Consider the following 15023-nt stretch of genomic DNA (forward strand, 5'->3'; position numbering starts at 1 on the left):
GTCCGGGGGCGGGGGTGCCGGGAGGGTTTGGGGCGTAGGCCGTGGGGCTTGCGCCGCGGGCCGTGGGCGGTGGGTGGTGGTCCCGTGGGACCTCTGCCTCTGCCCCGCGCCCTGGCGGGACTCCCCCGTTTCGGCTGCGGCACCTGTTCGCCGCATCAATGTCCCGTTTCACCCCAAAGCTCCCTAGCCTGGAGTGATGGGTGAGGACAGACGTCTCGCGGCCGTGGTGACGCTGGCGCAGGGGATGGCGGCGGCGCACACCCCGCGTGAGTCCTGGCGGGCGGCGGCACTCGGGGCGTGTCGGGCGTTGGCCGGGAGTTTCGCCGCGCTGTCGGTGTGGGAGCGGGAACTCGGGCGGCTGCGGGTGCTCGTGAACGTGGGGGACCGCGCCGAGGGGGAGGAGGAGTTCCCGGGTGACGAGACCTACCCGGTGCATCAGTTTCCGGAGATCGCCGAGTTCCTGCACGAGCGGTGGGCCTCCGGGGGTGAGCCCCATGCCTGGGTGGAGACGGCCGACGGTCCCGCCACCGGGCATCCCGGGTACTGCCATCAGCGGGTCGCGGCTCTCCGGCGGCGTGGGCGGGGGTGCTGTGTCGTCGCGCCGCTCGTGTTGAACGGGCGTGCCTGGGGTGAGCTCTACGTCGCCCGGCCGGCCGGTTCGCCCGTCTTCGACCGGGGGGACGCCGACTTCGCCACCGTGCTGGCCTCCGTCGTGGCCGCCGGGCTCGCGCAGAGCGAGCGGCTGGAGGAGGCCCGGCGGCTGGCGTTCACCGACGCGCTCACCGGGCTCGCGAACCGGCGTGCCGTCGATGTGCGGTTGGAGGAGGCCGTCGAGCGGCATCGCGGCCAGGGTGTCGTCGTCAGTCTCGTCGTCTGCGATCTCAACGGGCTCAAGCGGGTCAACGACACCCAGGGGCACGCGGTCGGTGACCGGCTGTTGGAGCGGTTCGGGTCGGTTCTGTCGCTGTGCGGTGCCATGCTGCCGGGCGCGCTCGCCGCTCGCCTCGGCGGTGACGAGTTCTGTCTGCTCGCCGTCGGGCCGCCGGCCGACGACGTGGTGAAGGCCGCTGACGAACTGTGCCGTCGGGCGGGTGAGTTGGAGCTGGGTGAGGGGGTCGCGTGCGGGGTTGCGTCCACCGAGGATCCGATCGGGGTCGTGCGGTCTGCGCGGCGGTTGTTCCGGCTTGCTGATGCCGCGCAGTATCAGGCCAAGGCCGTGCGGGCCGATCGGCCTGTGGTCGCGGGGCGGGAGGGGCCGGACGATCCGGTCGTGCGTCTCGCCGACGAGCCCTTCGGGGAGGAGACCGGGGAGCGGCGCCGTTTCCGGGGGCGTCTGCCGTGACGCCCTCCGGCGTCGGTGCGGGCCCGTGGCCTTCTTCGCCCCCGCCGCCCCTACCCGTCCCATCCTGTGAAGGGGCTCCGCCCCTTCGACCCCGCTGGGGCTGCCGCCCCAGACCCCGCTATCGGCCCTTAACTATCGGCCCTTAAGGGGCCTCGTCCTCAAACGCCGGACGGGCTGAAGGTGCCTGGACCGGCGTCGAGCTGTGGGGTCTGCTGGTAAGGGGTGTAGCGCCCATCCACTAGTGACATCTTCGTCTTCACTGCGTACGCTCCTGAATATGGATATGCACACTGTGATGGTGGGGACGTCCGGGGTCACCGCGTCCGACGTTCTCGCCGTGGCGCGCGGCGGCGCCCGGATCGAGCTCTCGTCGGAGGCCCTCGCGGCCCTTGCCACGGCCCGGGAGATCGTGGACGCGCTGGCGGCCAAGCCCGACCCCGTCTACGGCGTCTCCACCGGCTTCGGTGCCCTGGCGACCCGGCACATCAGCCAGGAACTGCGGGCCCAGTTGCAGCGCAACATCGTGCGTTCGCACGCGGCGGGGATGGGGCCGCGGGTGGAGCGGGAGGTCGTACGGGCCCTGATGTTCCTGCGGCTCAAGACCGTCTGCTCGGGGCACACGGGCGTACGGCCGGCGGTCGCGCAGACCATGGCCGACATCCTCAACGCCGGGATCACGCCCGTCGTCCACGAGTACGGCTCCCTCGGCTGCTCCGGCGACCTCGCTCCCCTGTCGCACTGCGCCCTCACGCTCATGGGCGAGGGGGACGCCGAGGGCCCGGACGGGACCGTGCGGCCCGCCGGTGAGCTGCTCGCCGCGCACGGCATCGCGCCGGTGGAGCTGCGCGAGAAGGAGGGGCTCGCCCTTCTCAACGGCACCGACGGCATGCTCGGCATGCTGATCATGGCCCTCGCCGATCTCGACACCCTCTACAAGTCCGCCGACGTCACCGCCGCGCTGAGCCTTGAAGGGCTCCTCGGGACCGACAAGGTGCTCGCACCCGAGCTGCACGCCATCCGGCCGCACCCCGGACAGGGTGCCTCCGCCGCCAACATGCTGGCCGTGCTGAAGGGTTCGGGGCTGACCGGGCACCACCAGGACGACGCGCCCCGCGTCCAGGACGCCTACTCGGTGCGCTGCGCCCCGCAGGTCGCCGGTGCCGGGCGGGACACCATGGCGCATGCGCGGCTCGTCGCCGAGCGGGAGTTGGCGTCCGCGGTCGACAATCCCGTCGTGCTGCCCGACGGGCGGGTCGAGTCCAACGGCAACTTCCACGGGGCGCCCGTCGCCTACGTCCTCGACTTCCTCGCCATCGCCGTCGCCGACCTCGCCTCCATCGCCGAGCGCCGCACCGACCGGCTGCTGGACAAGAACCGCAGCCACGGGCTGCCGCCGTTCCTGGCCGACGACGCCGGTGTCGACTCGGGGCTGATGATCGCTCAGTACACGCAGGCCGCCCTGGTGAGCGAGTTGAAGCGGCTGGCCGTGCCCGCGTCCGCCGATTCCATTCCCTCCTCCGCCATGCAGGAGGACCACGTCTCCATGGGCTGGTCCGCCGCCCGCAAGCTGCGTACGGCCGTGGACAACCTCACGCGCGTTCTGGCGGTGGAGCTCTACGCCGCCACCCGTGCCATCGAGCTGCGGGCCGGACTCGCCCCGGCGCCGGCCTCGCAGGCCGTCATCGACGCCGTACGGGCCGCCGGGGTCCAGGGTGCCGGTCCGGACCGGTTCCTGGCGCCGGACCTCGCCGCGGCCGACGCGTTCGTGCGCGGCGGGGAGTTGGTCGCCGCGGCGGAGAAGGTCACCGGGCCGCTCCAGTGACATGCCAGGGGCCCTGTCGTACGACCGACAGGGCCCCGATGCCGTAGGTGCGGGTTACTTCAGCTTGGCGGCCTGCGCGTCGATGACGGCGGCCGGGACGTCGTACGCCTTGTCGGTCATCATCAGACCGATGTTCATCGTGTAGTACGTGGCGATGGTGCTGCCGTGCCGCACCACCTCGACGTGCGTGGTGGCCACGTCGCCGTCCTCCGCGTCGCTCTTCGCGGTGAACCCGACCGACTCGTCACCGGCGCCGGACGCCTTCTCGGCGGTGATGGCCGTCAGCTTCTGGTCCGTGCCCTGCATGACGAGCGGGAAGCCCCCGGAGCACTTCTCCACCGCGTCCGACACGGACTTGAAGGTCTCCTCGGCGCCGTCACCGTCGTAGGAGGAGAGTCCGACGACCGTCATGGTGAGGTCCAACGCGTCGGTGAACGAGTCCTCGAACTCGCCCTCCGTGAGGTCCTCCAGGGACTTGGAGGGGTTGTCGGTGGGCTTCTTCTTGTCCTGCGTGACCATGACGGCCGTCTGCGAGGCCGCATCGCCCGGCGCCTGGCCGCTCATGGCGTAGGCCAGCGGCGTGCACTGCTCCTCGCTGCTCTTGACCTGGTCCTTGGACTTCGGCAGCTGCTTGCCGGACGCGTCCACCTTGTAACCCTTGACATCGCCCTGAGCGATGATCGACTTCTTCAACTCCGCGGCACTGAGCGCCTTCGCGTCAGAACCGGCGGAGTCGCCCCCGCAACCCGTGACAAGGGCGAGCGACAGCACGCTCACGGCAACCGTGGCGGCTACACGCACGCCCGATGATCTCTTCATGGGCGGACTATGAAGCCAAGGTGAAGGGAGCGTCAAGCCTATTCAAAATCCGAGACGCTCCCGGCGCACCGAGTAGGCGACGAAGCCCGCGCCCAGCGCGAGGAAGACGGTCCCGCCGACGATGTACGGCGTGGTGTCGAAGCTTCCGGTGTCGGCGAGCCGGGTGCCGTCCCCGGTGGTGTCGTCCGCGCTGTCCGAGGCGGCCCGAGCCTGCTGGGTGACCTGGGTCGTGGGGGTCGCCGAGGGCACCGTTCTCGCCGGTTCGTCGCCTGTCGCGTTCGCGGAGGGCACGAACCACAGGGCGCCCAGCAGGGCTCCCGCGGCGGTGGCGGTCAGCAGCGATCGGCGTGCGGTGGACGACGATCGGTGAGCGGCGGACACGGAATATCGATCCCCTTGTGGCGCTGGCGAATTGGCCGTGTGGGGCGATGTTAGTGAAAGTCGCGGGTCACGGGAAAGTCACGGGAGAAAAGGGTCGTACTCTCCGGGCATGAGTACACCAGAAACCTCACGTTTTGTACGGCTTCGCGTGGAACTCGTCCTCGAAGTGGACGACCAGGACGCCGTCACCAAGGCCGCGCTGCGCCGGATCGCCGACGACACCACCATGCCGGTCGACGAACGGGCCCACGCCGAGGCCGCTGTGACGGAAGACACTGCGGAGGCCCTCGCGTATCTCGTTGATCCGTTCGACCTGGTCAGCGAGGTACCGGGGGTTGAGCTGGCGCAGGCATCCTGGTCCAGCGAGCGGATCGAGTACGACCCGGATTCGCCCGAGTGGGACCTTGACGAGGATGATGAGGAGGACTTCGACGGCGAAGAGGCCGAGCGGGCCGGCTGAGGCGTCTTGGGGAAATCGTGACCCCGGACGGCAACCGCCGCCCGGGGTTTCGTCGTCTCATGGGGCGCACTGACCGACACCCGCACCACCCGCCTCGGCGGAGGTGGCGTGCCCCACACATACAAGAGATGTGGAACGGGACGAACCGGTCGTAGCGTTGAAGATCCTTGACGGGGACTCTCGGGGTTTGGGGATTCGGGAACAGATGGAGAAGCGTGTGATGACGAACAGTAAGCGGCGCAAGGGCCTGACGGTCGCGTCCGCGCTGCTCGGTGGTGTCCTGGTGCTCTCGGCCTGCTCCGGCGGCGACGACAACGCCTCCGGCAGCGACGGCGGCGACACCTCGCAGTCCAAGGTCGACGAGGCGGCTGCCAAGAAGACCTCCGCGGCCCAGATCAAGATCACGCCCGAGGACGGCACCGACAACGCCTCCATCAACAACTCCGCCGCCGTCACCGTGAGCAAGGGCACGCTCACCGAGGTGACGATGACGACCGCCGAGGGCGCCGCGGTCGAGGGCGAGATATCCGCCGACAAGACCAGCTGGAAGCCCAGCGCCCAGCTGGAGCGCTCCACGACCTACAAGGTCGCCGTGACCGCGAAGGACTCCAAGGGCCTGGAGGCCCACGAGAACGCCTCCTTCACGACCGTCTCCCCGAACAACAGCTTCCTCGGCTACTTCACGCCGGAGGACGGCTCCACGGTCGGCGTCGGCATGCCCGTGTCGATCAACTTCGACAAGTCGATCACCAACAAGGCGGCCGTCCAGAAGGGCATCACCGTCTCCGCCACCAGCGGCCAGGAAGTCGTCTGCCACTGGTTCAACGACACCCGCATGGACTGCCGGCCCGACGAGTACTGGAAGGGCGGCTCGACCGTCACCCTGAAGATGGCCCTGGACGGCGTCGAGGGCGCCGAGGGTGTCTACGGCGTCCAGGAGAAGACGGTCACCTTCAAGATCGGCCGTAACCAGATCTCGTACGTCGACGCGAAGACCAAGCAGATGAAGGTCACGCAGGACGGCAAGACGATCAAGACCATTCCGATCTCGGCCGGTTCGCCGGAGAACAAGACCTACGAAGGCATCATGGTGATGTCCGAGAAGTTCAAGGAGACGCGCATGAACGGCGCGACCGTGGGCTTCACGGACGACGACGGCAAGGGCGAGTACGACATCAAGGACGTGCCGCACGCCATCCGCCTGTCCAGCTCCGGCACCTTCATCCACGGCAACTACTGGGGTGCCAAGTCCATCTTCGGCAGCGTGAACACCAGCCACGGCTGCGTGGGCCTGTCCGACACCAAGGGCGCCAACGACAAGGGCACCGCGGGCTACTGGTTCTACAACAACTCGATCGTCGGTGACGTCGTGATCGTCCAGAACACCGGCGACAAGACCATCGCCCCGGACAACGGCCTCAACGGCTGGAACATGGACTGGGCGCAGTGGAAGGCCGGTTCGGCGGTCTGACCGACCCGACGGGCACAGCAGCCCCACAGCTCTCCCACACAGAGCCGATGCCGCCCTCAGGGGCGGCATCGGTGTTTCCGGGCCGGGTCTCAGCCTTCTCATCCTCCTCTTATCCCGGCCTTATCTCTTCATCACGCGCCGTCCCTACCTTGCGGCGCATGTTCTTCACCTATCTGAGGCGCGAGCTGCGCCGCCGCAGAAAGGCGGCCCTCGTCGTCGCCTCTGGACTGGCGCTGGGAATCGCGCTGGTCATCGTGGTCAACTCCGTGTCCTCCGGCATGAGCAAGGCCCAGGACAAGGTCCTGCAGTCCCTGTACGGCCTGGGCACGGACATGACCGTCACCAAGGCCGCCGAGCCGGCCGCGAACAGCTCCGAGCGGCCGCGCTTCCAGTTCGACGCGCGGGACAGCGACTCCGACGAGGAGCAGAGCACCGACCGGGTGATGGTCCAGGGCTTCCAGACGCTGGCGAGCTCGACCGTCACCAAGGTCGGCTCGCAGACCGGTGTCTCGGACGCGGTCGGCGGTCTGAGCCTTCAGGTCATCAAGGTCAGCGGGCAGTTCACGCGGGGTCAGTTCCAGCAGGACCAGAGCGGCAGCGGTGGCCAGCAGGGCGGCGGCCCCGGCCAGGGCGGCGGTGGTGGCAGCAGCCGGCCGCAGGGTGAAGTGCGGGGTGGCGGCGCCGACTTCGACGTCAACAACTACTCCGTCTACGGCGCCGACGTCACCAAGCCGGCGCTCGGTCCGCTGACCTCGTCGAAGATCACCAGCGGCCGTACGTTCAAGACGACGGAGACCGACGCCAAGGTGGTCGTGGCCGACACCTCCTACGCCAAGGAGAAGAAGCTCAAGGTCGGCTCGACGGTCACCATCAAGGGCACCAAGTTCAAGGTGATCGGCATCGCCACGCCCGACAGCGGGGACGCGGCCGCCAACCTCTACATCCCGCTGCAGCGGGCGCAGACGCTCGCCGACGCGAAGGACAAGGTCACCACGATCTACGTCAAGGCGACCGACTCCCAGCGGATCGACTCCGTCAAGTCGACGATCCAGAAGAACATCTCCGGTACGACGGTGACGACCTCCGCCGATCTCGCGGACACGGTGTCCGGCTCCCTGTCCACGGCGTCCTCGCTGGCGACGAGTGTGGGCAAGTGGCTGTCCATCGCGGTGCTCGTGGCGGCCTTCCTGGTCGCCGGTCTGCTCACCTCCTCGGCGGTCTCCCGCCGGGTGCGGGAGTTCGGGACGCTGAAGGCGCTGGGGTGGAAGTCGGGGCGGGTGACCCGGCAGGTGGTCGGCGAGGCCGTGGTCAACGGGTTGCTCGGCGGTGCGTTGGGTATCGCGGTCGGGCTGGCGGGCGCGTATGTCGTGACCGCGATCAGCCCGACGCTGCAGGCCCAGTTGGGCGGCGGTGGCGGTGGCGGTGGCATGGGCGGTGGCCCGGCAGGCGGCGGCTTCGGGGACGGACCTGGTCGGCAGACGGCGAGCACGACGCTGGACGTCGCGCTGACGGCACCGGTCAGCCTCACGACGGTTGCGCTCGCGGTCGGCCTCGCGGTGACGGGTGGGCTGATCGCCGGTGCCTTCGGCGGCTGGCGGGCGTCCCGGCTCCGCCCGGCGGACGCACTGCGCCGCGTCGAGTAGCTGACGCCGGGGACTTCGGCTGCGGGCAGTGGAGGGCTGGTCGCGCAGTTTCCCGCGCCCCTGGGCGTTGCAGTCCCGCCACCCCCACAGCCAGCCACCCAACGGTGCCGCCCCGCCCTCAGAGGCGCGGAGAACTGAGCGATCGACCCCCACCCAAGCCCCTAGGGGCGCCCCACCAACCCGCAGCCGAAGTGGATTGCGACGCCCCGCAGTCATGGCCGACGGGACTGCACCCCCCTGGGGGCGCGGAGAACTGAGCGATCGACCCCCGCCCAGCCGCAGTCGCAAACGATCCGAGCCACCCCCGAAGCCCACGCAACCCCACCCCACCCAGGAGCACCCACCATGTACGACCTCAGAAGCGTCACCAAGCGCTACACCCGAGGCAAGGACACCGTCCACGCCCTCGACGGAGTCGATCTCACCATCGCCGACGGCGACCGGCTCGTCATTCAGGGCCCCACCGGCGGCGGCAAGTCCACCCTCCTTCAGATGCTGGGCGGACTCGACCGGCCCACCGCAGGTGAAGTCGTCCTCGACGGCACCGACTTGGCCAAGCTCTCCGAAGCCCGGCTGACAAGAGTCCGCAGTGAGAACATCGGCTTCGTCTTCCAGTCCTTCAACCTCATCCCCACCCTCACCGCACAGGAGAACGTCGAGACCGCCCTCGTCCCCCTCGGCGTGAAGCCGAAGGAACGGCGCGAACGGGCCGCCGAGGCACTCGAGTCGGTCGGGCTGGGGGAGCGGCTCGGACACCTGCCCTCCGAGATGTCCGGAGGACAGCAACAGCGCGTCGCCATCGCCCGCGCACTCGTCAAGCAGCCCAAGGTGCTGCTCGCCGACGAACCCACCGGAAACCTCGACGAGTCGATGCGCGACGAGATCATGGACGTACTCGAACGCATGTGGAAGGAACTCGGTTTGACCTTCGTCATGGTCACCCACGACTCGGCGATCGCGAAAAAGGCCCCACGCGTGGCGACCATCCGCAAGGGACGCATCAGTGTCAAGGAGAACGCGGGGGCGTAACCCGGCGACTGCGTAACGGAGTTCGCGCCGTCGCGTAACAGTCGTCCGGCGTGCTTCTTACCTTCTTCTCATGTATTGGCTGCCTGATCACCCCTCGGCATACTGCGTATTCCGGGGGGTGACGCGCATGCGTACGTGACTTCCTCCGGCCGGGTGAACGGGAATTCGCCCGGACCTTCTGCAAGGGGGAAACTTGCGCAGAAAAGTCAAAAGAGTATGCGCCGCCTCTGTCGCCACGGCGGCGGCCGTCGCCCTCGCCGCGGGCATGACCAGCCCGGCGTCGGCCGAACCGGAGCAGCGCCCGTCCGGCGCCGCTGCCTCGCCCACGTCCCCGCACCGCATCACCCTGATCACGGGTGACCGGGTCTCCGTCGACTCCAAGGGCCGGGTGGTCGGCCTGGAGCGGGCGAAGGGGCGCGAGAACATAGCCGTGAAGATCCGGAAGGCCGACGGGCACACGCTCGTGATCCCGGCCGACGCGGCCCAGCTGGTCGCCGCGGGCAAGCTCGACCAGCGGCTGTTCGACATCACCGAACTCAACAAGTCCGCGACCCGAACCTCCCAGGCCAAGGGCCTGAAGGTCATCGTCGGCTACCAGGGCGGAGCGGCCGGCGCCAAGGCGGACGTCCGTGACGCGGGCAAGCTCCGCCGCACCCTGAAGTCCCTGAACGCGGACGCGGTGCAGACCCCGCACCAGGACACGCCCGAACTGTGGGACGCGCTCACCAACGGCGACCGGACGGCCTCCGGCATCGCGCACGTCTGGCTCGACGGCGTCCGCAAGGCCAGCCTCGACACGTCCGTGGCGCAGATCGGCGCCCCCAAGGCGTGGTCGGCCGGCTACGACGGCAAGGGCGTCAAGATCGCCGTCCTGGACACCGGCGTGGACGCCACCCACCCGGACCTCAAGGACCAGGTGATCGCGGCCAAGAACTTCACCCCGGCCGCCACCACGGACGACAAGGTCGGCCACGGTACGCACGTCGCGTCCATCGCGGCAGGCACCGGTGCCAAGTCCGGCGGCAAGTACAAGGGTGTGGCGCCCGGTGCCGACATCCTCGCCGGCAAGGTCCTCGACGACACCGGCTCCGGTGACGACTCCGGCATCCTCGCCGGCATGGAGTGGGCCGCCGAACAGGGCGCCCAGATCGTCAACATGAGCCTCGGCGGCGGCGACACCCCGGAGATCGACCCGCTGGAGGCGGCGGTCAACAAGCTGTCCGCCGAGAAGGGGATCCTGTTCGCGATCGCGGCGGGCAACTCCGGGCCGGAGACGGTCGGTTCGCCGGGCAGCGCGGACGCCGCGCTCACGGTCGGCGCCGTCGACGACAAGGACGTCCTCGCTCCCTGGTCCAGCACCGGCCCGCGGGTCGGCGACGGCACGATCAAGCCCGACGTGACCGCGCCGGGCGTGGCCATCACGGCGGCGTCCGCCAAGGGCAGCCTCATCGAGCAGGAGGTCGGCGAGAACCCGCCCGGCTACCTGACCATCGAGGGCACGTCGATGGCGACCCCGCATGTCGCGGGCGCGGCGGCGATCCTCAAGCAGCAGCACCCGGACTGGACGTACGCCGAGCTGAAGGGCGCGCTGACCGGTTCCACCAAGGGCGGCAAGTACACGCCGTTCCAGCAGGGTTCGGGCCGGATCCAGGTCGACAAGGCCATCAAGCAGAGCGTGATCGCCGACCCGGTGTCGGTGAGCTTCGGTGTGCAGCAGTGGCCGCACACCGACGACAAGCCGGTCAGCAAGGAGCTGACGTACCGCAATCTCGGTACGAAGGACGTCACGCTCACGCTGGCCGCGACGGCCACCAACCCCAAGGGCCAGGCGGCCCCCGAGGGCTTCTTCAAGCTCGGTGCGACGAAGGTGACGGTCCCGGCGGGCGGCAAGGCATCCGTCGACTTCACCGTCGACACCAGGCTGGGCGGCACCGTCGACGGCGCCTACTCCGCTTATGTGACGGCGACGGGCGGCGGGCAGAGCGTCCGTACGGGCGCCGCGGTGCAGCGCGAGATCGAGTCGTACGACGTCACCGTCCAGCACATCGGCAAGGACGGCAAGCCGGCCCCGGAGTACCTCACGGACCTGTTCGGCTACTCCGACCTGGCGAAGGACCGCTACTACCAGGTGCCGCTCGCCGAGGCCGGCACCACGAAGATGCGGCTGCCCAAGGGCACGTATCTGCTGGACGCCTGGATCGCCAAGGACTGGGTGAACATGGAGGGCGGCCTCGACTGGCTGGTCCAGCCGAAGCTGAGCGTCACCAAGAACACCTCGGTGACGATCGACGCCCGCACGACCAGGTCGGCCGACATCACGGTGCCGGACACGCAGGCCAAGCAGGTGCTCGCCAGCACGAACTACTTCTACGCCCCGGCGGTCGTCAGCATCGGTGCCGTGCACGACTCCTTCGCCAACCTGCGCCTGGCACACCTGGGCCCGGAGGTCGCGAGCGGTCTCACCCAGACCTGGAACGGGCAGTGGACCAAGGGTGCCGACACCGAGTACGACGTCGCCACCACCGCCAAGGTCAAGAAGATCCAGGGCGACAAGGTCCGCCACTTCAAGGCGGCCGAGCTGGCCAAGGTGAAGAACAACCTCGGTGCCGCGGCTCCCGGCAAGACCGGTGGGCTGCTGCCCTTGGGCGTCTTCCCCGACGACGTCGTCTTCGCCGCGCCGGTCGAGCAGAAGCTGCCGGGCTCGCGGACGGTGTACCTGTCGACGTCGGACAAGGTCCAGTGGACGTTCGACCTGGAGCAGTACGCCGGTAAGGACGCGGACGGCTTGTCGATCGTCGACGCGTACTACACGCTGGGCACGCCGCAGACCTTCAAGGCGGGCCAGAGCTACTCGAAGACCTTCAACACGGCGGTCTTCGGCCCGCACATCAACAAGGAGTTCGGTCTGTTCCGGGAGGGCAACGAGATCTACGGCTCGCTGCCGCTGTTCGCCGACGCCAACAAGCACGCGGGCTCGTCCGAGTTCACCGCGGTGACCACCAACCTGTACCGCAACGGCACCAAGGTCGGCACCAACGAAGACCCGCTGTTCGGTGAGCCGTTCAAGGTCCCGGCCGGGGACGCCGAGTACAAGCTGACGACCTCGGTCAAGCGGAGCGTCAAGGTCGCGGCGGCCTCCACGCGGATCGACGCGAGCTGGACCTTCCGCTCCAAGAAGCCGTCCACCGACCAGGTCACGCTTCCGGCCTCCACGGTTCGCTTCAACGCCAAGACGGGCCTGGACAGCCGGGTCGAGGCGGACAAGAAGGTGACGTTCCCGGTCACCGTCGTGGGCTCGGCCGCGGGCAGCAACCTGAAGTCGCTGCATGTGTACGTGTCGTACGACTACGGCCAGAGCTGGAAGAAGCTCGACGTCAGGAACGGCAAGATCACCGTGAAGAACCCGGCGAAGGGGAAGGCCGTCTCCTTCCACGCCAAGATCGCCGACAAGAAGGGCAACAAGTCGACGATCTCGATCTACAACGCGTATTACGGCAAGTGATCCGGTGGCGGATATCTGAGCCATGAGCGAACCGCCCGCCGGAAGTGCAGCTTCCGGCGGGCGGTTCGTGTTTCCGTGAGGCCATGACGGCTCACACGGTGGAGTACATCCGGTACCGCGTTCCCGAGCAGCAGTCGGCGGAGTTCCTGTCCGCCTACACCCGTGCCGCGGCCCAGCTGGCCGCGTCCGAGCACTGTGTCGACTATGAACTCGCCCGCTGCGAGGAGGACTTCGAGCACTACGTCCTGCGCATCACCTGGACGTCGACGCAGGACCACATGGAGGGCTTCCGCGAGTCGGAGCTGTTCCCCGACTTCCTCGCCGAGATCCGCCCCTACGTCCCGTACATCCAGGAGATGCGCCACTACAAGCCGACGACGGTCCGCGGCGCGGGCGCGTCGGTGCCCACGCTCTACGCCTGGGCGGGCGGAGCGGAGGCATTCGCCCGCCTGACGTCGGTCTTCTACGACAAGGTCGTCAAGGACGACCTCCTGGCCCCGCTCTTCGCGGGCCTTGACCCCGCCCATGCGGAACATGTGGCCCGCTGGCTCGGCGAGGTGTTCGGCGGCCCGCCCGCCTACTCCGAGACCCAGGGCGGTCACGGCCACATGGTCTCCAAGCACATGGGCCGCGGCATCACCGAGCCGCAGCGCCGCCGCTGGGTCAACCTCATCCAGGACGCGGCGGACGAGGCGGGCCTGCCGACGGACGCGGAGTTCCGCTCGGCGTTCCTGGCGTATGTGGAGTGGGGGACACGGCTGGCGGTGTACTTCTCGGGTCCGGACGCGGTGCCACCGGTGGAGCAGCCGGTCCCGCGGTGGAACTGGGGGGCGGCACCGCCGTACCAGGGGTGACGAGCGCGTCAGCCGCCGCTGCCGTACGGCCTCGTCAGGATCTCCAGGTTGTGGCCGTTCGGGTCCTCGAAGTATGTGCCGCGGCCGCCGTCGTTGTGGTTGATCTCGCCGGTGCGGCGGTGGTGCGGGTCGGCCCAGTAGGTCAGGCCGGCCGCCTGGATTCGGGCGAAGATCGTGTCGAAGTCGTCCTCCGACACCAGGAACGCGTAGTGCTGCGGCGTGATGGTGTCGGGTGAGTCCATGTAGTCCAGGGTCACACCGTTGGGGATCTCGACCGGGATGAACGGGCCGTACTGCGGGCTCACCTCCAGGCCGAGGATGTCGGCGAGAAACCGGGCCGATGTCCTCTTGTCGTGCGCGGCGACGATGGTGTGGTTGAGCTGGACGGTCATCGGGGCTGCCTCCTCGTGTGCACGGTTCGGTCGGGCTCCTGACCTCACGCTAGGCAGGGTCGCCGCACGGCACATCGGTCCTGAGTAGGGGCCGGTTCTAGTCCTCCGGTACTCCGCCTACGGAGCCGACCGTTCCGCATGAGATCGACCGGGTTAAGGGATCGCCCTCGGCCTCGCGAACGGCTTCGGCGGCCATGTCTGGTACGCCTTCGCCGGTGCCGTCGTCGCCGCGTGCCTGGTGTACGGCATCGCGGCACGGGGGCGGGGTGGCGCGTCGCCGGTGAAGCTGGCGCTGGCGGGGACTGCGCTGTCGGCGATGACGGCCGGTGCCACGACCGTCGTCCTGACCTCCAGCTCGGCCACGCTCGACCAGTTCCGGTTCGGGCAGGTGGGCGCGTTGAGCGGGCGGGACGCGGGGACGGTCGTCCGCATGCTGCCGTTCCTCGTCGTCAACGAGCTGCGCGTCCCGCGTATCGCCGTCGGTGCCCTCGTGGGCGCCGCCCTCGGGGCGGCCGGGGCGCTGGTGCAGACCGTGACGCGGAATCCGCTGGCAGGTCCCGATGTGATCGGTGTCGGGCACGGGGCCGCAGCCGCGACCGTGCTCGCGCTGGCGACCGGCGCGGTGAGCTCGCCCAATGCCCTGCCCCTCGTCTCCGTGCTCGGCGGGCTCGTCGCGGCCGCCCTCGTCTACATGCTGGCCTGGCGGCGCGGGATGCAGCCGAGCCGGTTCGTGCTCACCGGCGTCGGTATCGGTCTCGCGTTGTCGGCCGTGGTGCAGCTCTATCTCACCGACAGCGAGTTGGAGGCCGCCGAGCAGGTCAAGCTGTGGCTGACCGGGAGCCTCAACGGGCGCGGCCTGGAGCAGGCGGGGCCGCTGGCCGTCGTACTGGTTCTCTCGCTGCCCGCCCTGGTGTGGGCGAGCCGGGCGCTGCGGCCGCTCGGGCTCGATCCCGAGACCGCGGCCGGACTCGGCGTACGGGTGGACCGGGTGCGGCTCGGGCTCACCGTTCTCGGCGTGGTCCTCGCCGCGACGGCGACCGGGGCCGCGGGACCGATCGGGTTCGTGGCGCTGACCGCGCCCCAGCTGGCCCGGCGACTCACCCGTACGCCCCAACTCCCGCTCCTCAACGCCGCGTCGACCGGCGCGATCATCCTGGTCGCCGCCGATCTCGCCGCCCGCACCCTGCTGCCCCCGCTGGAGATCCCGGTCGGCGCGCTCACCGCGCTCGTCGGCGGGCCGTATCTGCTGTGGCTGCTGGGACGCCGTACGGCGACACGCTGAGGCCCCGGAGCAGTGCGGCTCCGGGG

12 protein-coding genes are annotated in these 15023 nt (G+C 69.4%); 9 read left to right on the plus strand and 3 right to left on the minus strand.

Annotated features, from left to right (window positions below; all coding sequences use genetic code 11):
* Nucleotides 1–196 precede the first annotated feature (196 nt).
* Nucleotides 197–1342, plus strand: coding sequence for a GGDEF domain-containing protein (locus tag ADK36_RS31425; RefSeq protein WP_048586968.1), 1146 nt, complete (start codon nucleotides 197–199; stop codon nucleotides 1340–1342).
* Between the two features lie 283 nt (nucleotides 1343–1625).
* Nucleotides 1626–3164, plus strand: a complete 1539-nt coding sequence (hutH, locus tag ADK36_RS31430) for a histidine ammonia-lyase (protein WP_048586969.1) — start codon at nucleotides 1626–1628, stop codon at nucleotides 3162–3164.
* Between the two features lie 54 nt (nucleotides 3165–3218).
* Here hutH and ADK36_RS31435 read toward each other — a convergent pair whose 3' ends face one another.
* Both ADK36_RS31435 and ADK36_RS31440 read right to left on the minus strand, forming a co-directional pair.
* Nucleotides 3219–3983, minus strand: a complete 765-nt coding sequence (locus ADK36_RS31435; protein ID WP_199830286.1) for a hypothetical protein — start codon at nucleotides 3981–3983, stop codon at nucleotides 3219–3221.
* Between the two features lie 42 nt (nucleotides 3984–4025).
* Complete coding sequence (locus ADK36_RS31440; RefSeq protein WP_234329946.1) at nucleotides 4026–4364, minus strand: LAETG motif-containing sortase-dependent surface protein; 339 nt, start codon at nucleotides 4362–4364, stop codon at nucleotides 4026–4028.
* Nucleotides 4365–4473: 109 nt separating this feature from the next.
* On the opposite strand from ADK36_RS31440, the gene ADK36_RS31445 reads away from it, so the two are divergent.
* The 6 genes from ADK36_RS31445 to ADK36_RS31470 all read left to right on the plus strand — a co-directional run bounded on the left by ADK36_RS31445 (nucleotide 4474) and on the right by ADK36_RS31470 (nucleotide 13323).
* Nucleotides 4474–4824: a hypothetical protein gene (locus ADK36_RS31445; protein WP_048586971.1), complete on the plus strand. Its 351-nt coding sequence runs from the start codon at nucleotides 4474–4476 to the stop codon at nucleotides 4822–4824.
* A gap of 220 nt (nucleotides 4825–5044) precedes the next feature.
* Nucleotides 5045–6295 (plus strand): L,D-transpeptidase, encoded by a 1251-nt coding sequence (locus ADK36_RS31450; protein ID WP_053199952.1) that lies wholly within the window; start codon nucleotides 5045–5047, stop codon nucleotides 6293–6295.
* A 158-nt stretch (nucleotides 6296–6453) separates the two neighbouring features.
* Entirely contained in the window at nucleotides 6454–7938 is a 1485-nt protein-coding gene (locus tag ADK36_RS31455; RefSeq protein WP_053199923.1) for an ABC transporter permease, read from the plus strand.
* 345 nt (nucleotides 7939–8283) lie between these two features.
* The gene (locus ADK36_RS31460) at nucleotides 8284–8967 is read left to right on the plus strand and encodes an ABC transporter ATP-binding protein (RefSeq protein ID WP_048586973.1); all 684 of its coding nucleotides are present in this window, start codon (nucleotides 8284–8286) and stop codon (nucleotides 8965–8967) included.
* Nucleotides 8968–9232: 265 nt separating this feature from the next.
* Entirely contained in the window at nucleotides 9233–12469 is a 3237-nt protein-coding gene (locus ADK36_RS31465; protein WP_053199925.1) for a S8 family peptidase, read from the plus strand.
* A gap of 83 nt (nucleotides 12470–12552) precedes the next feature.
* On the plus strand, nucleotides 12553–13323 hold the full coding sequence (locus ADK36_RS31470) for a group II truncated hemoglobin (RefSeq protein WP_053199928.1): 771 nt from the start codon (nucleotides 12553–12555) through the stop codon (nucleotides 13321–13323).
* Between the two features lie 8 nt (nucleotides 13324–13331).
* Here ADK36_RS31470 and ADK36_RS31475 read toward each other — a convergent pair whose 3' ends face one another.
* Nucleotides 13332–13715, minus strand: a complete 384-nt coding sequence (locus tag ADK36_RS31475; protein WP_048586976.1) for a VOC family protein — start codon at nucleotides 13713–13715, stop codon at nucleotides 13332–13334.
* Nucleotides 13716–13875: 160 nt separating this feature from the next.
* Between ADK36_RS31475 and ADK36_RS31485 the strand changes: the two genes are divergently transcribed.
* Complete coding sequence (locus ADK36_RS31485) at nucleotides 13876–14997, plus strand: FecCD family ABC transporter permease (RefSeq protein WP_078916757.1); 1122 nt, start codon at nucleotides 13876–13878, stop codon at nucleotides 14995–14997.
* Nucleotides 14998–15023 lie beyond the last annotated feature (26 nt).

It is taken from the genome of Streptomyces viridochromogenes (assembly GCF_001270495.1).
GTDB classification, from domain to species: Bacteria; Actinomycetota; Actinomycetes; order Streptomycetales; family Streptomycetaceae; genus Streptomyces; species Streptomyces viridochromogenes_A.

Excerpts from the sequence above, each read along its gene's own strand:
- ADK36_RS31445 (WP_048586971.1), top strand. The coding sequence starts at position 4,474 with ATGAGTACACCAGAAACCTCACGTTTTGTACGGCTTCGCGTGGAACTC.
- ADK36_RS31460 (WP_048586973.1), top strand. The coding sequence starts at position 8,284 with ATGTACGACCTCAGAAGCGTCACCAAGCGCTACACCCGAGGCAAGGAC.
- ADK36_RS31425 (WP_048586968.1), top strand. The coding sequence starts at position 197 with ATGGGTGAGGACAGACGTCTCGCGGCCGTGGTGACGCTGGCGCAGGGG.
- ADK36_RS31435 (WP_199830286.1), bottom strand. The coding sequence starts at position 3,983 with ATGAAGAGATCATCGGGCGTGCGTGTAGCCGCCACGGTTGCCGTGAGC.
- ADK36_RS31475 (WP_048586976.1), bottom strand. The coding sequence starts at position 13,715 with ATGACCGTCCAGCTCAACCACACCATCGTCGCCGCGCACGACAAGAGG.
- ADK36_RS31455 (WP_053199923.1), top strand. The coding sequence starts at position 6,454 with ATGTTCTTCACCTATCTGAGGCGCGAGCTGCGCCGCCGCAGAAAGGCG.
- hutH (WP_048586969.1), top strand. The coding sequence starts at position 1,626 with ATGCACACTGTGATGGTGGGGACGTCCGGGGTCACCGCGTCCGACGTT.
- ADK36_RS31470 (WP_053199928.1), top strand. The coding sequence starts at position 12,553 with ATGACGGCTCACACGGTGGAGTACATCCGGTACCGCGTTCCCGAGCAG.
- ADK36_RS31450 (WP_053199952.1), top strand. The coding sequence starts at position 5,045 with ATGACGAACAGTAAGCGGCGCAAGGGCCTGACGGTCGCGTCCGCGCTG.
- ADK36_RS31465 (WP_053199925.1), top strand. The coding sequence starts at position 9,233 with ATGACCAGCCCGGCGTCGGCCGAACCGGAGCAGCGCCCGTCCGGCGCC.